The sequence below is a fragment of the Streptomyces sp. NPDC059009 genome (assembly GCF_042740175.1).
Taxonomy (GTDB): domain Bacteria; phylum Actinomycetota; class Actinomycetes; order Streptomycetales; family Streptomycetaceae; genus Streptomyces.
In genome coordinates this window covers 49,690-72,473 of the sequence record NZ_JBHYJB010000039.1, presented here as the reverse complement: position 1 = coordinate 72,473, position 22,784 = coordinate 49,690, and the positions used below count along the sequence as shown (strand labels likewise).

Sequence of the window (22,784 nt, the reverse complement as noted above, 5' to 3'; positions counted from 1 at the left end):
GTCATGGGGTCGCCACGGACCGGGGCCGGCCGGAGCGCGGGGCGGTGCGGACGGCGGCTGCGGGGAGGCGGGCGCCGCCGTCCGGGGGCGTGGTGACGCTGCGGGCCCCGGCGGCGCCGGGGCCGCGTCCGAGCACCCCCTCATGCTCGGGCGCGGCCTCGGCGGCCGGGCGGGCGACGGAGCACACGTCGGCCGTTTCGGTCGTCGTCCTGAGACGCACCCTCTGGGGCCCGACTAAAAAAATACCAGACCGAAGGTTTTTTTCTAGTCCTCCTGGCCGAACTTTTACCCCCGTCTTGGCCTTGGCCCACCTGGACAAAACGGAGCAGCCGCACCCCGTGGGCCGGGGCGCGGCTGCTTCAGTGACTGCCTATGAGGGAGACTTCGCTCCGATTTCCGTACCGTGCGGTCTGGAACTTCGGAGGTCAGACGTCGGCCGTCAGGCCGCGTTCATCGCCTCACGCAGGCTCTTGGGACGCATGTCCGTCCAGTTCTCCTCGATGTACTCCAGGCACTGGGTGCGGCTGCCCTCGTTGAAGGCCACGCGCCAGCCGGCGGGGACATCCGTGAAGGTCGGCCACAGCGAGTACTGCTCCTCGTCGTTGACCAGGACGTGGAACTGGCCGTCGGCGTCGTCGAACGGGTTGGTGCTCATGGTGGGTGTACTCCGATTCTCTTGGGTTCTCTTGGGTTCGCTTGAGTTCTCTTGGGTTCTCTTGGGTTCTCTTGGGTGGCTTCTACTGGTCGGCGGACCGGCCGAGCCGGCGGGCGATGTGGGCGCCCATCGTCGCGGCCTGCTCCGGCCGGCACATCTCGTTGTGGGTGCACTCGAGGTCGTGCACCTCCAACTCGCCGGTGATGTACGGCGCCCACTGGGCCATGTACGGGGCCTCCGGGTTCCGGGTCGCGTTGAAGAACAGGACATCTCCCTCGAACACCGGCTGCTCGTACCGCTTCAGCATGTTCAGGGACCTGACGACGAACTCCGACGTCACATCGAGGAGGCTGGTCTCGTCGCCGTCGATGAGGTTGCCCGCGAACTGTCCGAGCGAGGCCCGCACATGCTCCAGCTCGCGGTCCGGGTCGTTCGCGAAGTGGCTGGCCGGTGCGGAGTCGAGGAGCGCGAGCAGCGCCACCTCACCGCCGCGCCGCTGTATCTCGGCCGCCACCGCCTGGGCGAGGATGCCGCCGAAGGACCAGCCGACCAGGAAGTACGGGCCTTCCGGCTGCATCGCGAAGATCTGCTCGACGTGGCTCACCACCAGCTCCCGCATGGACTCGGCGGGCGCCGTCTTGTGGAAGCCGGGCGACTGGAGCCCGTAGGCGGGCCGGTCCGCGGGCAGCGCGGTGCTGAAGGAGAGGTACGGCCACACCAGACCACTGGTGATGTGGCAGAACCACAGCGGCTCCTTGTCCCCGCCGGTCTTGATGGGCATCACGCGGGCGAACGGGTCCGCGTTCTCCTTGGCCGGCGCGTCCGACTCCAGGTACGCGGCGAGCGAGGCGACCGTGGGCATCTCGAAGATCGCCCGCATCGGCAGCTCCACCTCCAGCTCGGCCCGGATGCGCCGGTTGAGCCGGGCCGCGAGCAGCGACTGGCCGCCCAGGGCGAAGAAGCCGTCGTCGATGCCGACCCGCTCCAGGCCGAGGACCTCGGCGAACACGGCGGCGAGCGCCGCCTCCCGGTCCGTGCGCGGGGCCCGGTACTCCTCGCCGGTGAACTCCGGCTCCGGGAGTGCCGCGCGGTCCAGCTTGCCGTTCGGGGCGAGCGGGAGCCGCTCCAGGACGACGAACGCCGCGGGGACCATGAAGTCCGGCAGCTTCTCGTCCGCGTACGCCCGCAGCTCCTCCACAGCAGGACCCTCGGCTCCGGCCACCGGCACCACGTACGCCGCCAACTGCTTGACGCCGGCCGCCGATTCACGGGCGACCACGGCCGCCTGGTGGACGTCCGGGTGCGTGGTCAGGGCCGCCTCGATCTCGCCGGGCTCGATGCGGAAGCCGCGCACCTTGATCTGGCTGTCGCCGCGGCCGACGTACTCCAGGTGCCCGTCGGCGTTGAGGCGGGCCAGGTCGCCGGTGCGGTACATCCGCGAGCCCGGGGTCGAGCCGAAGGGGTCGGCGACGAACCGGTCGGCGGTCAGGTCGGGGCGGCCGCGGTAGCCGCGCCCGATGGTGCCGCCGATGTACAGCTCGCCGACCGCGCCCGGCGGCACCGGGGTCAGGCCCGGGCCGAGGATGTAGGCGCGCATGTTGCCCAGCGGGGAGCCGATGGGCGCACTGCCGGTGTCGGCGTCCTGGTCAGTGTGCGTGGTCGCGTAGAACGACTCGGTCTGGCCGTAGGCGTTGACGACCTTGACGCCCGGGATCGTCTGCCGCATCCGCCGCACCAGGGCGGGCGGCAGGGCCTCACCGGCGAACACCACCGTGTCGACCCGCAGCTTGCCCTCGAGCTGGTCGAGCAGCTCGGCGAAGGCGGACGGCACCGTCGAGATGACGTTGCCCTCCCAGCCGTCGCGCTCGCCCAACACCAGGACGTCACGGACGAGTTCGATCGTGCCGCCGTGGGTGAGCGTCGTGATGATCTCGAACACCGACACGTCGAAGTTGATCGACGTGGACGACAGGGTGCGCGAGCCGTGCCGGATGCCCACCCGCTCGGCGAGCCGCAGCACGCCGTTGACCACGTTGTGGTGGGTGATCGAGACGCCCTTCGGGGTGCCCGTGGAGCCCGAGGTGTACATCACGTACGCCAGCAGGTCCGGGTGCACCTCGATGGCGTCGACCGCGCTCCCGTCGCCGCTCTCCAGGTCGAGTTCGTCGACGAACAGGGCCTCCACGGAGGTCTTCGGCAGCACCCCGATCGTCGCGCTGTCCGTGAGGATCAGGCGCGGCGCGGCCTGGCCGAGGATGTACTCCAGGCGGTGGCTCGGGTACTTCGGGTCGATCGGCAGATACGCCGCCCCCGACTTGAGCACCGCCAGCATCCCGACGACCAGGTCGACGGTGCGCGGCAGCGACAGGGCCACCAGCTGCTCCGGGCCCACCTCGCGGGCGAGGAGCTCGCGGGCCAGGCGGTTGGCGCGCGCGTCGAGCTCGGCGTACGTCAGGGACGTGGTGCCGTCCTCGACGGCGACCGCGTCCGGCGTGGCCGCCACCTGCCGCTCGAACAGACCGGTGACGGTCGTGTCCGGGGTCGGCTCGAAGGTGGCGTTGAACTCCTCGATGACGCGGTGGTGTTCGGCCGGCTCCAGGATCTCGACCAGGGCGATCGGCAGCTCCGGGTCGGCGGCGATCTGGTGCAGGACGCGCACCAGACGGTCGGCGAGGGTCTGCACCTCGGGGCGGTCGTAGACGTCCTGCTTGTACTGCAGCATCAGCTGCAGGTGCGGGTCGGCCGCGGCCATCACGGTCAGCGGGTAGTGGGTGCCCGAGTGCGGGCGGATGCCGGTGAAGGCGATCCCGCCGGTGTTGTTGGCCTCGTTCAGGGCCTCCTTGTCGACGGGGAAGGACTCGAAGACGACGAGCGTGTCGAAGAGTTCCTTCACGCCGAGGACCTGGTGGATCTCGGCGAGCCCGTAGTGGTGGTGGTCCAGCAGCGCGGCCTGCCGCTTCTGCAGGTTCTTCAGCAGGTCCGCGAGGGTCTCCGCGGGCCCGTACTCGACGCGTACGGGAAGGGTGTTGATGAACAGGCCGACCATCGAGTCGACGTCGGTGACCGCGGGCGGGCGGCCGGAGACGGTGGCGCCGAACACGACGTCCCGCTCCCCCGTCAGCGAACCGAGCAGCAGGCCCCAGGCGCCCTGCACCAACGTGTTGACGGTGACGCCGAGTTCGGAGGCGCGCCGGTTGAGGGCGGCGGCCTCGGCGATCGGCAGGCTGATGTCGACCGAGCCGATCCCTGCGTCCTCGTCGCTGTCCGGCGCACCGGGGGCGAGCTTGGTGGGCTGCTCGACCCCGGCGAGGTCCTTGGCCCAGGCGGCCGCGGTGGCCTCGTGGTCCTGCTTGTCCAGCCAGACCAGGAAGTCGCGGAAGCCCCGCACCCGCGGCAGCGCCGAGGTGTCTCCGTAGGACCCGTAAAGAAGCAGCAGGTCCTGCATGATCACCGGGAACGACCAGCCGTCGAACAGCACGTGGTGCGCCGTCAGGACCAGCTCGAAGCGGTCCTCACCCATCTTGACCAGCGCGAACCTCACCAGCGGCGCGGTGGCCGGGTCGAAGTTCTCGGTGTGGTCGGCGGCGAGGAACTCCTCGAAGGCGGTCTTGCGGTTCTCGGCGGACAGGTGGCTGAAGTCGACCTCGCGCCAGGGCACGTCGACCCGGGCCGGGATGACCTGGACCTGGTTGCCCTCGCTGTCGGTGGTGAAGGCGGCGCGCAGGTTGCTGTACCGGTCGAGGACCGCCTGCGCGGACGCCTTCATCCGGGCGGGCTCGACGACGCCCGCGACGTGGAAGGCGATCTGCATCTGGTACGCGTCGTGGTCGTCCTCGGCGTCCAGCAGGGACTGGAAGAGCAGCCCGGACTGGAGCGCGGTCAGCGGCCAGACGTCGGCCAGGTTCGGGTAGGCGGCCTCCCACGTCTCGATGTCCGTCTGGCTCGCGGAGACCAGCGGCAGGTCGGAGGGGGTGAGCCCGCCGGCCTTCGGGTCGGCCACGTGCCGGGTCAGGGCCTCCAGGGCCTCGAACCACAGGGCGATGAGTTCCTCGACCTCGGCGCGGTTCAGGACGCCCTTCGGGAAGCCCACCACGGCGTCGAGCTGGGCGCCGAGTTCGGTGTCGATGACCGCCGAGTTGATCTCGATGGTGGACATGGCGGGCATCGTCGCGTCCAGGTCGGCGTCGAGGCCGTCCGCGTCGGCGATCTGCGTCCAGCCCAGGCCCCGCAGGTGCTCGGGCATGTCCGCCGAGGAGAAGCGGCCCAGGTAGTTGAAGCCGATCTGCCCGGTGGAGTGCTGCTTCAGCTCGGCACCCGTCTCCTCGTTGAGGTAGCGCAGGATGCCGAAGCCGAGGCCCTTGTCGGGGATGGCGAGGAGCTGTTCCTTGACGGCCTTGACCACTCCGCCCGCGGCGGGGCCGCCGGCGAACGCCTCGTCGATGTCGAAGCCCGTGGTGTCGAGCCGCACCGGGAACATGCTCGTGAACCAGCCCATGGTCTGGGACAGGTCGGCGCCCGGGATGACGTCCTGCTCGCGGCCGTGGCCCTCCAGCTTGATCAGCGTGGACGGCTCGTCGACGCCCTTGGTGCGGCGCCACTTGGCGACCGCGAGGGCGAGGGCGGCGAGCAGCCCGTCGTTGACTCCGCCGTGGAAGGCGGCCGGGACCTTGGTGAGCAGGGCATCGGTGGCCGCCGTGGACAGCTTGACCTCGAACTGGTCGAGCGTGGAGCGGGTGTCGACGGCCGGGTCCAGGGAACGCGAGCCGAGGACCGGGTCGCCGCCCTCAAGGACGGAGCGCCACAGGTCCATCTCGGCGAGCCGCGTCTCACTCTTCGCCTCGTCGATCAGGGCGTGCGTCCAGCGCCGTACGGACGTGCCGACCGCGCCGAGCTCCGGCTTCTGGCCCTCGCGGACCTTCTCCCAGGCGGCGGCGAGGTCCGGGACGATGATGCGCATCGAGACGCCGTCGACGACCTGGTGGTGCAGGGCGATGATCAGCCGTCCGGCGGCGCCGGACGCGGACGCGTCGAACCACACGAACTGCGTCATGACGCCCGCGACCGGGTCAAGCCGGCCGGTGGCGGCGTTGAGTTCGTCCTTGGCGAGCCGCTTCCAGCTCTCGTCCCACACGCCGTCGCAGGGCACGCGGTGGATCAGCTTCCCGGCGTCCAGGGTGCCCGGCGGGTCGATGTGCATGACGCCCTCGCCGCTCACCTCCAGGCGCGAGCGCAGGATGTCGTGCCGGTCGAGGACCGCGTTGAGGGTGTCGACCAGGCCCCGCTCGTCGATGCCGGCGGGCAGGTCCAGGGCCAGGGACATGGAGAACCGGTCGTAGGAGCCGCCCAGTTCGAGCATGTACTGGGTGATCGGCAGGAGCGGCACGAGACCGGTGCCACCGCCCTCGAACTCCTCCAGGACGATCGCCTCGGCCTGGTTGGTGGCGACCTCCGCCAGCTCACCGACGGTGCGCTGCTCGAAGATCTGGCGCGGGGTGACGTCGACGCCCTGCGCGCGGGCCCGGGAGACGACCTGGATGGAGCGGATGGAGTCGCCGCCGATCGCGAAGAAGTCGTCGTCGAGACCGACCCGGTCGAGGCCGAGGACGTCCGCGTACACGGCGGCGAGGATCTTCTCCTCGTCGGTGCGCGGGGCGCGGTAGGTCTCGCCGGTGAACTCCGGCTCGGGCAGCGCCTTCTGGTCGAGCTTGCCGTTCGGGGTGAGCGGCAGCCGCTCCAGGAGCACGAACGCCGACGGGACCATGAACTCGGGCAGCTTGCTGTTGACGAAGGTGCGCAGGTCCTTCGCGGTGAGCCCGGCGGTCATGTCGAAGTCGGTGTCGCCGAGGCTCTCACCGGTGCCCTCGGAGGTGGCGACGGGCACCACGTACCCGACGAGCTGCTTGACCCCGGCGCTGCCGATCTCGCGGGCCACGACGGCGGCCTGGGCGACGCCCTGGTGCGCCGTGATGGCGGCCTCGACCTCGCCGGGCTCGATACGGAAGCCGCGGACCTTGATCTGGGAGTCGCCGCGGCCCGCGTACTCGAGCTGGCCGTGCCGGTTCCAGCGGGCCAGGTCGCCGGTGCGGTACATGCGGGCACCCGGCGTGCCGACGAACGGGTCCGCGACGAAGCGCTCCGCCGTCAGGTCCGGGCGGCCGCGGTAGCCGCGCGAGATGTTCCCGGCGATGTACAGCTCGCCGACCGTGCCGATGGGCGCCGGGGTGAGACCCGGGCCGAGCACGTAGGCGCGCATGTTGCCGAGCGGCGAACCGATCGGCGCCGCCCCGTTGTTCTCCCAGGGCTGGTCGGGGTCGACGGCGTAGGTCGTCGCGTAGAACGACTCGGTCTGGCCGTAGGCGTTGACGACGCGGACGCCGGGGATGACCTCCCGCATCCGCTCCACCAGGCCCGCGGGCAGCGCCTCACCGGCGAAGACCACGGTGTCGACGTGGAGGCGCCCGGCGAGCTGGTCGAGCAGCTCGGTGAAGGCGGACGGCACGGTGGAGATCATGTTGCCGGTCCAGCCGTCACGCTCGCCGAGCACCAGGACGTCGCGGACGAGTTCGACCGTGCCGCCGTGGGTGAGGGTCGTGACCAGCTCGAAGACGGACACGTCGAAGTTGATCGACGTGCCGGCCAGGGCGCGGAAGCCCTCGCCGACGCCGATGCGCCCGGCGAGCCTGAGCACGCCGTTGACCACGTTGTGGTGGCTGAGCGAGACGCCCTTGGGGGTGCCGGTCGAGCCGGAGGTGTACATCACGTACGCCAGCTGTCCGGGCTGCGGTCCGGTGCCCTCGGGGAGCGTGGACTCCCCCTGTGTCAGGTCGAGTCCGTCGACGAACAGGGCGGGCAGCTCGGTGGCGGGCAGCACCGACACCGTCTCGGAGTCGGTGAGGACCAGGCGCGGCTCGGCCTGGCCCAGGATGTACTCCAGGCGGTGGCTCGGGTACTTCGGGTCGATCGGCAGATACGCGCCTCCGGCCTTCAGGACCGCGAGGATCCCGACGGCCAGGTCGACGGTGCGCGGCAGGGAGAGGGCCACCAGGTCCTCGTTGCCCACCCCGCGCTCGACGAGGGTGCGGGCCAGCCGGCCTGCGCGCGCGTCGAGTTCGGCGTACGTCAGGGACGTGGTGCCGTCCTCGACGGCGACCGCGTCCGGCGTGGCCGCCGCCTGCCGCTCGAACAGACCGGTGATCGTCGTGTCCGGGGTCGGCTCCGCGGTGGCGTTGAAGCCGTGCAGGACCAGTTCGCGCTCGGCGGGCTCCAGGATGTCGACGGAGCCGACGGGCTGGCCCGGGTCGGACGTGAGCTGCTCGACGACGCGCAGGAAGCGGCACGCGATGTCCTCGACGGTGTCGCGGTCGAACAGGTCGGTGGCGTACTCGATCAGTCCGTGCGCCTCGTCGCCCGCCTCGGTGAGGTTGAAGAACAGGTCGAACTTGGCGGTGCCGGTCCACACCGGCTCGAACTCCACGGTCAGGCCCGGCAGCGCGAGGTCGGCCTGGGTGAAGTTCTGCCAGGCGAACATCACCTGGAACAGCGCGTTGTACGAGGTGGAGCGGTCCGGGTTGAGGATCTCCACCAGGCGCTCGAACGGCACGTCCTGGTTGTCGTAGGCGCCGAGCGCCTTCTCCCGCACCTGCTCGATGAGTTCGAGGAAGGTCGGGCTGCCCGCGAGGTCCGCGCGCAGCACCCAGGTGTTCACGAAGAACCCGATGAGGCCGTCGAGCGCCTCGTCGGTGCGGCCCGCGATCGGCGAGCCGATCGGGATGTCGTCGCCGCCGCCGAGCTGCTGGAGCAGGACCGCGAGGACGGACTGCATGACCATCGAGATGGTCACGTCGTGCTCGTGCGCCAACTCCTCGACCTTGGCCAGGAGTTCGGCCGGGACGACGAAGTCGACCATCTCGCCGCGGTGGCTCGCCTTCGGCGGGCGCGGCCGGTCGGTGGGCAGCTGCAGCGGCTGCGGCGACCCGGTGAGCATGTCCCGCCAGTACGTGGACTGGGCGGTGAGCAGGCTGTTGGGGTCGTCGTCGTTGCCGAGCAGGTCGCGCTGCCAGACCGAGTAGTCCGCGTACTGCACCGGCAGCGGCGCGAACGCGGGCTCGCGGCCCTCGCGGCGCTCCGCGTAGGCGGCGGAGACCTCGCGGATCAGCGGGGCCATCGACTCACCGTCGCTGGCGATGTGGTGGATCACCAGGGACAGCATGTGCTCGTCGGCGCCCAGGCGCAGGATGCGCGCCCGGAAGGGGATCTCGGAGTTCAGGGCGAAGGTGTGCTCCGCCGACTCCCGCATCGCCTCGGCCAGGTCACCGGCGGCGATGTCCACCACCGGCACGTCCAGGCGGGCCCGCTCGACGGGCAGCACCTGCTGGTAGGGCACGCCCTCGTGGTCCACCAGGTAGACGGTGCGCAGGCTCTCGTGGCGGTCCACCACGTCCTGCAGCGCCGCGGTCAGCGCGGGCGCGTCCAGCCAGCCGCGCAGCCGCAGGTTCAGCGGGATGTTGTACGTCGCCGAGGGGCCCTCGAACTTGTCGATGAACCACAGGCGGCGCTGCGCGAACGACAGCGGCATCCGCTCGGGCCGCTGCTCCAGGGCGACCAGCGGCGGCCGCACCTGGGTGTCGGCGGACAGGTGCGAGGCGAGCTCCGCGGGCGTCGGCGAGCCGAACACCACCTTGATCGGGACCTCCGCGCCGAGCTCGGTGCGGATGCGGCTGATCAGGCGGGTGGCGAGCAGCGAGTGCCCGCCGAGCGCGAAGAAGTCGTCGTCGATGCCGACCCGGGCCGCCCCGAGGACCTCGCCGAACAGGGTGCAGAGGGTCTCCTCGCGGGTGGTGCGCGGGGCCCGGTAGGCGACGGTGGAGAACTCCGGCTCGGGCAGGGCCGCCCGGTCCAGCTTGCCGTTGGGCATCAGCGGGAGGCGCTCGATGAGCACGAACGCGGCCGGGACCATGAAGTCGGGCAGCCGGTCCTCGGCGAAGGCCCGCACCTCGTCGAGGGTGAGCGCCTCCTCCTGGCCGCCCTCGGCCGGGACGACGTAAGCGACAAGCAGCTTCCCGGAGTTGGTGCCCGCGCCCTGCCGTGCGATGACGGCGACCCGGTCGATGCGGTCGTGGGCGGCGATGGCCGCCTCGACCTCGCCGGGCTCGATGCGGAAGCCGCGCACCTTGACCTGGGTGTCGCTGCGGCCCACGTACTCCAGCTTGCCGTCGGAGTTGAGGCGGGCCATGTCGCCGGTGCGGTACATGCGGGCACCGGGCGTCTCGGCGAACGGGTCGGCGACGAACCGGTCGGCGGTCAGGTCCGGGCGGCCGCGGTAGCCGCGCGAGAGGGTGCCGCCGATGTACAGCTCGCCGACGGCGCCCGGCGGCACCGGGGCCAGGCCCGGGCCGAGGATGTAGGTGCGCATGTTGCCGAGCGGCACACCGATCGGGGCGCTGCCGGGGCCCTCCCACTCCTCGGTGTCGGAGACCCCGAAGGCGGTGGCGTAGAACGACTCGGTCTGGCCGTAGGCGTTGACGACCTGGACGCCGGGGAAGGCGCCGCGGACCCGCTCGACGAGGTTGCCGGGCAGGGCCTCGCCCGCGAAGACGACGGTGTCGACGCTCGCCTTGTCGGCGATCTGGTCGACGAGTTCGGCGAAGGCGGACGGCACGGTGGAGATGACGCTGCCGTTCCACTCGTCGCGCTCGCCGAGCACCAGGACGTCGCGGACGATCTCGACGCTGCCGCCCGAGAGCAGGGTCGTGAAGATCTCGAACACGGACACGTCGAAGTTGATCGACGTACCGGCGAGGGTCTTGCGGCCCGGCGCGATGCCGACGCGCGCGGCGAGCCGCAGCACGCCGTTGACGACGTTGTGGTGGGTGATCGAGACGCCCTTGGGGGTGCCGGACGAACCCGAGGTGTACATCACGTACGCCAGGTGCTCGGGGCGCAGCACGGCCGTGCGCTCGGCGTCGCTCAGGTCGCCGGCGAGCTCGTCGCCGAGCTCGACGTGCTCCAGGTCGACGAGGTCGTCGAGGAACAGCGGGGCCGACTCGGTCGCGGGCAGCACCGACACGGTCTCGGAGTCGGTGAGGACCAGGTGCGGCGCGGAGTGCTCGAGGATGTACGAGAGCCGGTGGCTCGGGTACTTGGGGTCGATCGGCAGATAGGCGCCGCCTGCCTTCAGTACGGCGAGCAGTGCGACCGCGAGGTCCGTCGAGCGCGGCAGGGACACCGCGACCACGGACTCGGGGCCCACCCCGCGCCACACCAGGGCCCGCGCGAGGCGGTTGGCGCGCGCGTTGAGCTGCGCGTACGTCAGCGAGACCGCGTCCGACTCGACGGCGGTGTCCTCGGGGCGCTCGGCGACCTGGCGCTCGAACAGCTCGACGATCGTCGCCTCGGGGGTGTCCGCGGCGGTGTTGTTGAGCCGGCGCAGCTGCTCCCGCTCGCTCTCGTCGAGCACGTCGACCAGGCCGACGCGGCGCGTCGGGTCGGCGGCGATCTGGTCGATGATGCGGGCCAGGCGGGCCGCGATGACCTCGACGGCGGGCCGGTCCAGGACGTGCTGCTGGAAGTGGAGCGCGAGCCGCAGGTGCGGATCCATGTCCGCCATCACGGTCAGCGGGTAGTGCGTGCCCGTGGAGGGCCGGATGCCGGTGAAGGCGATGCCGGCGGCCCCGTGCGCCTCGTCGATGCCGGATCGGTCGACCGGGTAGGACTCGAAGACGACCAGGGTGTCGAAGAGGGACTTGAGCCCGGTGGACTGCTGGATCTCGGACAGGCCGTAGTGGTGGTGGTCGAGCAGCCCCGCCTGCCGGTGCTGCAGGTTGCGCAGCAGCTCGGCGAGGGTGTCGCCGGGCCCGAACTCGACGCGTACGGGCAGCGTGTTGATGAACAGGCCGACCATCGAGTCGACGTCGGTGACCGCCGGCGGGCGGCCGGAGACGGTGGCGCCGAACACGACGTCCTGCCGCCCGGTGAGCTGGCCGACGAGGATCGCCCAGGCGCCCTGCACCAGCGTGTTGACGGTGACGCCGAGCTCGGAGGCGCGCCGGTTGAGCTCGCGCACCGTGTCCATCGGCAGGCCGACGTCGACCGAGTCGATGCCCTGGCTGCCGGACTCCGCGTGGGCGCCGGGCAGCAGCATGGTCGGCTCGTCGACGCCCTCGAGCTCGGCCGCCCAGGCGGCGGCGGTGGCGTCGTGGTCCTGCTGGTTCAGCCAGGTCAGGAAGTCCTTGTAGCCGCGCACGCGGGGCAGCGAGGACGCGTCGCCGTTCGCCGCGTACAGGTGCAGCAGGTCCATCATCAGCAGCGGGAAGGACCAGCCGTCGAACAGGACGTGGTTGGCGGTCAGGACCAGTTCGGCACTGTCCGGCGTCATCCGCACCAGGGTCATGCGGAGCATGGGCGGGTTGACCGGGTCGAAGCTCTGCGCGTGGTCGGTGAGGAGGAACTCCTCGAACTTCTCGGTGCGTTCGGCCTCGTCGAGGCCGCGCAGGTCGAGTTCGGCCCACGGCAGTTCGACGCCGTCGGAGATGACCTGGACCTGGTTGCCCTCGGCGTCGGTGGTGAAGGCCGAGCGCAGGTTGGGGTAGCGGTCCAGGACGGCCTGGCCGGAGGCGCGCATGCGGGCCGGGTCCACGCTGCCCTCGACGTGGAACGCCAGCTGCATCTGGTAGGCGTCCCAGGAGTCGTCGTTGAGCATCGTGTGGAAGAGCAGACCGGACTGCAGGGCGGTCAGCGGCCACACGTCGACGATGCCGGGGTAGACCGTCTCCCACAGCTCGATGTCGCGCTGGCTGACCTTGACCAGCGGCAGGTCGGACGGGGTGAGACCGCCGGCGCCGGGGGTCTCGACGTGCCGGGCGAGGGCGGCGAGCGCCTCGAACCAGAGCGCGGCGAGCTCCTCGACGTCCTCGCGGGCCAGCGCGCCGGGCGCGAAGCCCAGGTCGGCGTCCAGCTGCGCACCGAGCTCGGTGTCGATGACCGCCGAGTTGATCTCGAGCGTCGACATGGCGGGCATGTCCTCGTCGAGCGGGGCGGCCATCTCGGCGATCTGGGTGAAGCCGAGTCCGCGCAGGTTCTCGGGCATGTCCGCGGCGGAGAAGCGGCCCAGGTAGTTGAAGCCGATCTGCCCGGTGGAGTGCTGCCCGAGGGAGGCGGCCGTCTCGGAGTTGAGATAGCGGAGCAGTCCGAAGCCGAGGCCCTTGTCGGGGATGGCGAGGAGCTGCTCCTTGACGGCCTTGACGGCCTTGCCCGCGGCGGGGCCGCCCGCGAAGGCGTCCTCGACGTCGATGCCGGCCAGGTCCAGGCGGAGCGGGAAGAGGCTGGTGAACCAGCCCACGGTGCGCGACAGGTCGGCGCCGGGGACGACGCCCTGCTCACGGCCGTGGCCCTCCAGCTTGATCAGCGTGGACGGCTCGTCGATGCCCTTGGTGCGGCGCCACTTGGCGACGGCCACGGCGAGCGCGGCGAGCAGCCCGTCGTTGACGCCGCCGTGGAAGGCGCCGGGGATCTTGGTGAGGAGCGCCTCGGTGACCTGCGGGTCGAGCTGCACCTGGAGGTGGTCCAGGGCGGTGCGGGTGTCGACGGCCGGGTCCAGCGGACGCGAGCCGAGCAGCGGGTCCGGGCCGTCCAACACGCCCTGCCACACGGGGAGTTCGGCGACCCGCTCGGGGCTCTTGGCCTCCTCGATCAGGGCGTGCGTCCAGCGGCGCACCGAGGTGCCGACGGCGTCGAGCTCCGCCGCCTTGCCCTCGCGTACGGCCTTCCAGGCGGCGGCGAGGTCGGGCAGCAGGATGCGCCAGGACACTCCGTCCACGACGAAGTGGTGCAGCGCGATCAGGAGGCGGCCCGCGCCGGTGGGCGGCGCGAACCACACGAACTGCGCCATGACGCCCGCGACGGTGTCCAACCGACCGGTGGCGGCGTCGAGTTCGGCCTCGGCGAGCTCCGTGAAGGCAGGGGTGTCCCACTGGCCGTCGACGTCGACCCGGCGGATGAGCCCGGCGGCGTCCACGGACCCGGCCGGGGCGACGACGAGGCCGCCCTCGCCCTCGGTGACCAGGCGCGAGCGCAGGATGTCGTGGTGGTCGAGGACCGCACCGATGGTGGCGGCCAGGCCCGACGCGTCGATGCCGACGGGCAGTTCGGCGAGGAGCGACATGGAGAACCGGTTGTGCCCGCCGCCGAGGCCGAGCATGTACTCGCCGATGGGCAGGTGCGGGAACAGGCCGGTGCCGCCGCCCTCGAACTCCTCCAGGACAGGCCCGGTGCCGTCGCCCCCGGCCACCGCGACGGTAGCGAGGTCGGCGACGGTGCGCTGCTCGAAGATCTGCCGGGGGGTGACCTCCCAGCCCTGGGCGCGGGCGCGGGAGACGACCTGGATGGAGCGGATGGAGTCGCCGCCGACGGCGAAGAAGTCGTCGTCGATGCCGACCCGGTCCAGGCCCAGGACCTCCGCGTACACGGCGGCCAGGACCTTCTCGGCGTCGCTGCGCGGCGCCCGGTACTCGCCGCCGGAGAACTCCGGCTCGGGCAGCGCCTTGCGGTCCAGCTTGCCGTTCGGGGTGAGCGGCAGCTTCTCCAGGACGACGAAGGCGGACGGGACCATGAAGTCCGGCAGCTTCGTCGACATGAACTGCCGCAGGTCCTTGGACTCGATGCCGGCCCGCATGTCGACTTCGGCGTCGGAGGTGTTGGTGAAGGCGGGCACCACATAGCCGACCAGCTGCTTGCCGCCCCCGCCCTTGCCCTCGCGCACGACGACGGCGGACTGGGCGACGCCGGGGTGCGCGGCAAGGGCGGCCTCGACCTCGCCGGGCTCGATGCGGAAGCCGCGCACCTTGACCTGGGTGTCGCCGCGTCCGACGTATTCGAGCTGCCCGGCGTTGTTCCAGCGGGCCAGGTCGCCGGTGCGGTACATGCGCTCGCCCGGCACGAACGGGTCGGGCAGGAAGCGCTCGGTGGTCAGGTCGGTGCGGCCGTAGTAGCCGCGGGCCACGTTTCCGGCGACGTACAGCTCACCGGCGACACCCGCGGGGACGGGGGTGAGGCCCTCGCCGAGGACATAGGTGCGCATGTTGCCGAGCGGGGTGCCGATCGGGGCGACGCCGCCGGCCGGCCAGTCCTCGTCGCCGTCCACGGCGAACGCGGTGGCGTAGAAGGACTCGGTCTGGCCGTACGCGTTGACGATCCGCACGCCGGGGAAGGCGGCGCGCACCCGCTCGGCGAAGGTCGCCGACAGCGCCTCGCCCGCGAAGACCAGGGTCTCCACCTGCGTGGACTCGGCGATCTGGTCGATGAGTTCGGCGAAGACGGAGGGCACCGTCGAGATGACGCTGCCGCTCCAGCCGCCGCGCTCGCCGAGGACGAGGACGTCGCGGACGACCTCGACCGTGCCGCCGTGCGTCAGCGTCGTGAAGATCTCGAACACGGACACGTCGAAGTTGATGGACGTGCCGGCCAGGGTCCGCGAACCCGCGTGGATGCCCACCCGCTCGGCGAGCCGGAGCACGCCGTTGACCACGTTGTGGTTGGTGATCGAGACGCCCTTGGGCGTGCCCGTCGAGCCGGACGTGTACATCACATAGGCAAGGTCGTCCGGCCGCAGCGCCCCGGTCCGATCGGTGTCGGCAAGGTCGGTGGCGTCGCCGGAGTCCAGGTCCAGCTGGTCGACGAAGACGGCGGGCAGCTCGGTCTCGGGCAGCACCGACACCGTCTCGGAGTCGGTGAGGATCAGCTGCGGCGCGGAGTGCTCGAGGATGTACGCGAGGCGGTGGCTCGGGTACTTGGGGTCGATCGGCAGATAGGCGCCGCCCGCCTTCAGCACCGCGAGCATGCCGGTGACCAGCTCGGCGGAGCGCGGCAGCGACAGGGCCACGAGCCGGTCCGGGCCGACCCCGCGTCCGACCAGTTCACGGGCGAGCCGGTTGGCGCGCGCGTTCAGCTCCGCGTACGTCAGGCAGACGTCGCCGGACTCGAGGGCGACGGCGTCCGGCGTCGCGGCGACCTGCCGCTCGAAGAGCTGGGCGAGGGCGAGGTCGGGGGTGGGCTCGGCGGTGGCGTTCAGGCCGTGCACGAGGCGCTCGCGCTCGGCGTCGTCCAGGACGTCGATCGAGCCGATCGCGATGGACGGGTCGGCGGTGACCTGCTCCAGGACGCGCACGTAGCGGGCGCCGATCGCGGCGGCCGTGTCACGGTCGAACAGGTCCAGGGCGTACTCGACGGTGCCGCGCGCGCCCGGCCCGTCATGCGCCGGGGCGATGTTGAACTCGAGGTCGAACTTGGCGGTCTTGGTGTCGAGCTGGTCGAACTCCAGGCGCGCCTCCAGGCCCGGCAGCTCCACCTCGGGCCGCCCGATGTTCTGCCAGGCGAACAGGACCTGGAACAGCGGGTTGTACGCGGTGGAGCGGTCCGGGTTGAGGATCTCCACCAGCCGCTCGAAGGGCGCGTCCTGGTTGTCGTAGGCGGCCAGGGCCTTGTCCCCGACCTGCTCGAGGACTTCCTCGAAGGTCGGGTTGTCGGCCATCTGCACGCGCAGGACCCAGGTGTTGACGAAGAAGCCGACGAGCTCGGCGAGGTCCTCGTCGGTGCGGCCCGCGATCGGGGCGCCGATCGGGATGTCGTCGCCCGCGCCGAGGCGGCTGAGCAGCACCGCGAGCACGGACTGCAGCATCATCGACATCGTCAGGCCGCGCTCGCCGGCCATCTCCTCGGCCCTGGCGAGCAGTTCGGGCGCGATGTGGAACTCGACGGTGTCACCGCGGTGGCTGGCCACCGCCGGACGGATCCGGTCGGTGGGCAGCGCCAGCGGCTGCGACATGCCGCCGAGCTCGTCGCGCCAGTAGTCGAGCTGGGTGGAGATGACGCTCTCCGGGTCGGATTCGTCACCCAGCAGATCCCGTTGCCACAGCGTGTAGTCCGAGTACTGGACCGGCAGTTCGGGGAAGTCCGGCTCCTGCCCGGCGGCACGCGCCGTGTAGGCGAGCGTCAGGTCGCGCAGCAGCGGCAGGCCCGACTCGCCGTCGGCGGCGATGTGGTGGAAGAGGAGCACGAGGACGTGCTCGTCCGGCGCATGCCGCAGGATGCGGGCGCGGATCGGTATCTCGGCGTCCAGGGCGAACGCGTAGGACACGGTCTCGCGTATCGCCGCCTGCACGTCGTCCGGGTCGACGTCCACGACGGGCACGTCGATCCGGGCGGCGGCAGGCTCCAGGATGTCCTGGTACGGCACGCCCTGCTCCTCGACCAGCAGCGTCCGCAGGCTCTCGTGGCGGTCCACCAGATCCTGGATCGCCGCCGCCAGGGCCTGAGTGTTCAGGTCACCGGTCAACCACAGCGCGAGAGGCACGTTGTACGTCGCCGATGGACCTTCGAACTTGTCGATGAACCACAGTCGGCGCTGAGCGAATGACAACGGGATCACTTGGGACTACTCCTTGTTCATCTTGCGCAGTCGTGGCCTGGCGGCGCTCGGCCGGCCGGTCCCCCCCGCGCTGTCCAGTCGGTCCGACAGGTCGGCGATGGTGGAATGCTGGAAAAGGGTGCGCATCGTGACGTCGAGCCCGAGCGTGCGCCGGATGCGGCCCTTGATGCGGGTCGCCTTCAGCGAGTTCACGCCGAGCGCGAAGAAGTCGTCGTCGATGCTGATCGCGTCGATGCCGAGCACGTCCGCGAAGAGGGCGCACAGGTCCCGTTCGCGATCGGTGCGCGGCGCACGTCCCGCCGGGGCCTTGGCGCCCGTGGGGTCCGTGCCCGAGGCGGGCAGTGCGGTGGGGTCTATGAGTCCGGCCGAGGTCAGCGGCAGCCGTGGCACGGTGACGAACGCCTCGGGGACGGACGCCGCCGGAAGGAGACGGGCCACGAACTCCCTGAGCACGTCGGCCAGTTGGTCCTGCCCGGCGTCGCCGGTCCCGTCCGGGACGACGTACGCGAGGAGGCGGGCGCCCGGCTGCGCGGCCGGGTCGACGACGACCGCCGCCTGCGCCACGTCCGGGTGGGCGGCGAGGGTGTCCTCGATCTCGGCGGCGTAGACGGGGCGGCCGCGCACCATGAGCCGCGGCCCGGCGGTCCCGAGGGCGACGACCCGGCCCGCTGAGTCCAGGCGCGCGACCACAGCGGTGCGCACCATCCGCGACCCCGGCGTGAACGGGTCCTCGACCGTGTTCGGGGTGTCCGCGGCGAGCGGCCCCGCGAGGTACAGCGCACCCGCGACACCGTCCGGTACGGGCCGCAGCCCCGGCGCGAGCACATGGGCCCGCCAGACCGCCGACTGCGGCCGGCCGAGGGGCACCGCCCCGACGCCGGTCCAGTCCTGGTCCGCCGGGACGACGTGGCTGAGCGCGGCGGGCGCGTCGGCCGTGCCGTACACGGTGACGATGCGGGTGCCGGGCAGCGCGCCGCGGGCGCGGCGCACCAGGGAGCCGGTGGGCACGGCACCGGTCAGCACGACCGTGCCGGCCGTCGGCGCCCCGACCTCGTGGATCAGCAGATCGGCCAGGAGCGCCGGGGTGGTGGTGACGACGTCGCCGTGCCACTCCCCCACCTCCTTCGAGCCGATCTCCACGTTCGCGCCCGTGCACAGCGCGACCAGGGCCGCGCGCACCGTGGCGTCGGCGTCGCCGGCGAGCAGGACGAGGGTGCGGGAGCCGGGTCCGACGCCCGCGGTGCGGGCCGTGTCGAGGGCGGCGGTGACGAGACCGCCGTGCGTGACCTCGACGCGCTCGCCGTCCGTGTACGTCACCTGCGCCGCGGCCCCGGCCCGGCCGGGCCGGCCGGCGGGGTCGGTGTCGGGGGTGGCGTCGGCGGTGTCGGCGCTGGTCAGGACCAGGGCGGGTGCCGGGCCCTGCGGTCCGTGCCCGGCCGGGTCGCTCAGGGTGTACGCGGCACCGGACTTGAGGACGCCGAGCACGGCGGGCAGCAGGTCCGAGTGGTCCGCGCCGAGGTCGATCCCGACGAGCGCTCCGGCGCCGATCCCGTCGGCGATGAGGCGGTGGGCGACGCGGTTGGCGCGCGCGTCGAGTTCCGCGTACGTCCATGTCGTGCCGCCGACGACGACCTCGGTGTCCGGCAGGGCCGCCACGTGCTGCGCGAACAGCGCCGGGACGGTGGTCGCGGGCAGCGCCGGTGTCTGCTGGGGCGCGGGCCGCGGCAGGACGCCGGCGGAGGCGACGTCCTTGCCGGTGTCGGCGAACAGGGCGCGCAGCACCGCCAGATACCGCTCGGCGATGTCGGCCGCGGCCCGCTCGGCGAACAGGTGCGGCTGGTACTGGAGGGTGAAGCCGAGGTCGGGGTCGGAGGTGACGATGAGGGTCAGCGGGTAGTTGCTGCCGCTGGTCTCGGTGCGTCCGGCGAGGGTGATGCCGGCCGCCTCGCCCGCCCGGTCCAGTTCGCTCCGGTCGATCGGATACGACTGGAAGACCACCATCGTGTCGAACAGGGCGTCCACGCCGAGCGCCTCGTGGAGGTCGCTGAGGCTGTGGTGGTGGTGGTCGAGCAGCGCGGTCTGCCGGGCCTGCAGTCCGGTGAGCACGTCGGCGACGGTGTCGTCGGCCGCGTACCGCACCCGTACGGGCACGGTGTTGATGAACAGGCCGACCATCGACTCGACGCCGATCAGACCGGCGGGCCGCCCGGCGACGGTGGCGCCGAAGACGACGTCGTCGCGGCCGGTGAGCTCGCCGAGCAGCAGCGCCCAGGCGCCCTGCGCCAACGTGTTGACGGTGACGCCGAGTTCGGCGCCGCGCCGCTGCAGCAGGCGGGCCTCGTCGGCGGGCAGCGCGACGGTGACCTCGCCGTAGGCGCTGGTGTCGGCGGCGGGCTTGGCGTGCGGGGCGATGCGGGTGGCCTCGTCGACCCCGGCGAGCTCCGCGGCCCAGGCGCGGGCGGACTCCTCGCGGTCCTGGCCGGTCAGCCAGGCGAGGTAGTCGCGGAAGCCGCGCGGTGCGGGCAGCGCGGCCCCGTCGCCGTCGGCGGCGTACAGGCGCAGCAGGTCGAGCAGGAGCAGCGGCTCGGACCAGCCGTCGAACAGGGCGTGGTGGATGGTCAGGACCAGGTCGAAGCAGTCGGCCGCCCGCTTGACGAGGGTCAGGCGCAGCAGCGGCGGCGTGGTCTGGTCGAAGTGGCGGTTGTGGTCGTCGGCGAGGTACGCGGCAACCGTCCGCTCGCGCTCCTGCTCGTCGAGGCCGCTGACATCGAGGTCGTGCCAGGGCAACTGGACGCCGTCGAGGACGAGTTGGACGAGCCGGTCGTCGTCGCCGGTGACGAACGCGGTGCGCAGGGCGGTGTGCCGGTCGAGCAGGGCCTGCCCGGCGGCGCGCATCCGGGCCGGGTCGACGGGTCCGTCGAACCGGAAGACGGTCTGGACGTGATAGGCGTCGAAGTTCGATTCGCTCAGCTGCGACTCGAAGAGCATCCCGGACTGCATCGGGGTCAGCGGCCAGACGTCGGCGAGGCCCGGGTAGCGGGCGGCGAGGTCGTCGCCGGGGGTGAGCAGCGGCCCGGTGGCGGCGTCGGCGCCGGTGGGCGCGCTCGTGTCGGCGTGCCGGGCGAGGGGGGCGAGCTCGGCGACGGTGCGGGACTGGAGGACCTCCCGGGCGGTGACCTCAAGGCCCTGGACCCGGGCGCGGGTGACGACGCGCACGGCGCGGATGCTGTCGCCGCCGAGCGCGAGGAAGTCGTCGTCGAGGCCGACCCGTTCGACGTCGAGGACATCGGCGAAGACGGCGCACAGGGTGGTCTCCTCGGCGGTGCCGGGGGCCCGGTAGGCGCCGGTCTGTGCGGCCTGCGGCTCGGGCAGGTTCTTGCGGTCGACCTTGCCGTTGGGGGTGAGCGGCAGCTGGTCGAGGACGAGGACGGTCGAGGGGACCATGAACGCGGGCAGCTTCTGCGCGGCAAGCGCGGTCAGTTCGGCGGGGTCGGCCGCCTGGCCGTCCTCGGCGACGACGTAGCCGACCAGCTTGCCGGCGTGCGCGGTGACGGCCGTGGCCTGCACGGTGGGGTGCGAGCGCAGCACGGTCTCGATCTCGCCGAGCTCCACCCGGTGTCCGTTGATCTTGACCTGGAAGTCGCGGCGGCCCAGGAACTCCACGAGGCCGTCGCGGCCGTCGTTGAACCAGCGGGCCATGTCGCCGGTGCGGTAGATCCGGTCGTGGACCTCGCCGCCCTCCCAGCTGTGGCTCCACTGGACGAACCGGGGCCCGGTCAGGTCGGGCCGGTCGAGGTACTCGCGGGCGACGCCGATGCCGCCGAGGCACAGCTCGCCGGTGACGCCGGGCGGCACGGGCTGCAGGTTGTCGTCGAGGACGTACAGGTGCTGGTTCATCATCGCGACGCCGTACGGGATGCTCGACCAGGCCGGGTCGACCTCGTGGATGTCGTACAGCGTGGTGTAGATGGACGCCTCGGCGGCGCCGCCGCACACCAGGAACCTGTCCAGGTTGGGCAGATGGGAGCGGACCCGGTCCGGCAGCGGCACCGGCATCCAGTCGCCGCCGCTGATGATGTTGCGGATGGAGGTGACGGGTCCGGAGCCGGTCTGTTCGAGGTTGTCGACGAACAGCTCCAGGAGGGCGGGCGCCGAGTTCCACAGCGTGGCGTTCTCAGCGCGCACCAGTTCGACCCAGTGCGAGGGGTCCTTGACGCGCGCGGCCGACGGGATCAGCAGGGTGGCACCGGCGACGAACAGCCCCAGGTAGTCCAGGCAGGACAGGTCGAAGCTGGGCGACGACAGGGTCAGGACGGCGTCGCCGCGGCCGGTGCCGAACTGGCCGTTGACGTCGATGAGGTTGTTCATCACGCCCCGGTGGTGCAGGGCGATCGGCTTGGGACGCCCCGTCGAGCCGGAGGTGTGGATGATGTAGCAGAGGTGGTGCGGCTCGGCGTTGATCTCCGGGTCGTGCGCGGGCCAGTCGGCGCACACGTCCTGCTCGCGCTCCAGGAACAGCATGCCGCTGTCGTCGGCGCCGTCCACCAGGTCGCGGCGGCTGATGGTGACCGCGCACCGGGTGCCCTCGACCATCGACGCGATCCGCTCGGCCGGGTACTCGGGGTCGAGCGGCACATAGGCGCCGCCCGCCTTGAGGGTGGCCCAGATGCCGATGACGAGTTCCGGGGAGCGCTCCAGGAGCAGCCCGACGCGGGTGTCGGGGCCGACCCCGAGGGAGCGCAGCCGGTGGGCGAGCCGGTTGGCGCGCTCGTTGAGCTCGCGGTAGGTGGTGCGGACGCCGTCGTGGACGTAGGCGATCGCGTCGGGCGCCTCGGCGACCCGCGCCTGGAACGCCTCGTGCAGGAGCACGCCGTGGTCGACGTCGGCGTGGGTGTCGTTCCACTCGACCAGCTGGCGGTGCAGCTCGGCGCCGGTGAGGAGCTTCAGGTGGGCGACGTCGCGGCCGGGGTCGCGCACGGCGTCCTCGAGGAGCGTCGTGTAGTGGGCGAGCAGCCGTGCGGCCGTGTGCTGCCCGAACAGTTCGGCGTCGTAGTGGAGTTCCAGCGCGCCGGGCCCGTCGGTGCCGGCCCGCACGACGAGGTGGATCTCACGGTCGGCGGGCACGGCGGTGTCCTCGCCGGCCGCGGCGAAGTGCAGCGACACGGGTCCCGGTGCGGCGGCGGGCGCGACGGTCGCCGCCTCGGCGAGCTCCCGCAGTGTGGCGGTGCCGGTCACCTCGTGGCGCACCTGCCCGGCGCGGCCCGTGCCGCCGGTGCGGACGAACGCGATCAGGTCCTGGGCGGTGTAGCGGTGCAGCAGCGCGGCGAACCCGGCGAGCAGCAGCTCCTCACGGCCGATCCCGGCGGCGGGCAGCGGCAGTTCCAGCGGGGCGCGCTCCACGGCCGTCGGCCCCGCCGGTCTGTCCGCGGTGCGCGGGCGGTCCGTGGGCAGCAGCACGGAGGGCCACTGCCGGGCGTCCAGGTCCGATGTGAAGGCGTCACGCGTCAACGTCCTGCTCCTATCGGGGGGTTTCGGGTGCTTGAAAAACAAGGAACGTCTGGACGATAAGCAGCGCTTCGATCGCCTCACAATGCGTTCAAGTGGCAACGAAAAATGGACAGTTGTTTGCTCGATGGATATCGGATGGCGGGCCGGGCGGTTGATCGGGGCGACCGCCCGGAATGGCTGGAAAGTTGCCCGGATAACCGA

The 22,784-nt window shown here is 71.9% G+C and carries 4 protein-coding genes; all 4 read right to left on the bottom strand.

What is annotated here, in order from left to right; translation table 11 throughout:
- Nucleotide 1: 1 nt before the first annotated feature.
- Entirely contained in the window at nt 2–220 is a 219-nt protein-coding gene (locus ACFWYM_RS32810; protein WP_384845650.1) for a hypothetical protein, read from the bottom strand.
- Nucleotides 221–439: 219 nt separating this feature from the next.
- Nucleotides 440–655: an MbtH family protein gene (locus ACFWYM_RS32805; protein WP_384845648.1), complete on the bottom strand. Its 216-nt coding sequence runs from the start codon at nt 653–655 to the stop codon at nt 440–442.
- Between the two features lie 82 nt (nt 656–737).
- Nucleotides 738–17,075, bottom strand: a complete 16,338-nt coding sequence (locus ACFWYM_RS32800; protein ID WP_384845646.1) for an amino acid adenylation domain-containing protein — start codon at nt 17,073–17,075, stop codon at nt 738–740.
- Nucleotides 17,076–17,081: 6 nt separating this feature from the next.
- Nucleotides 17,082–22,583: an amino acid adenylation domain-containing protein gene (locus ACFWYM_RS32795; protein WP_384845645.1), complete on the bottom strand. Its 5,502-nt coding sequence runs from the start codon at nt 22,581–22,583 to the stop codon at nt 17,082–17,084.
- Between the last annotated feature and the right edge of the window lie 201 nt (nt 22,584–22,784).

Coding starts and splice junctions, on each gene's coding strand:
- ACFWYM_RS32805 (WP_384845648.1), bottom strand. CDS start 655: ATGAGCACCAACCCGTTCGACGACGCCGACGGCCAGTTCCACGTCCTG.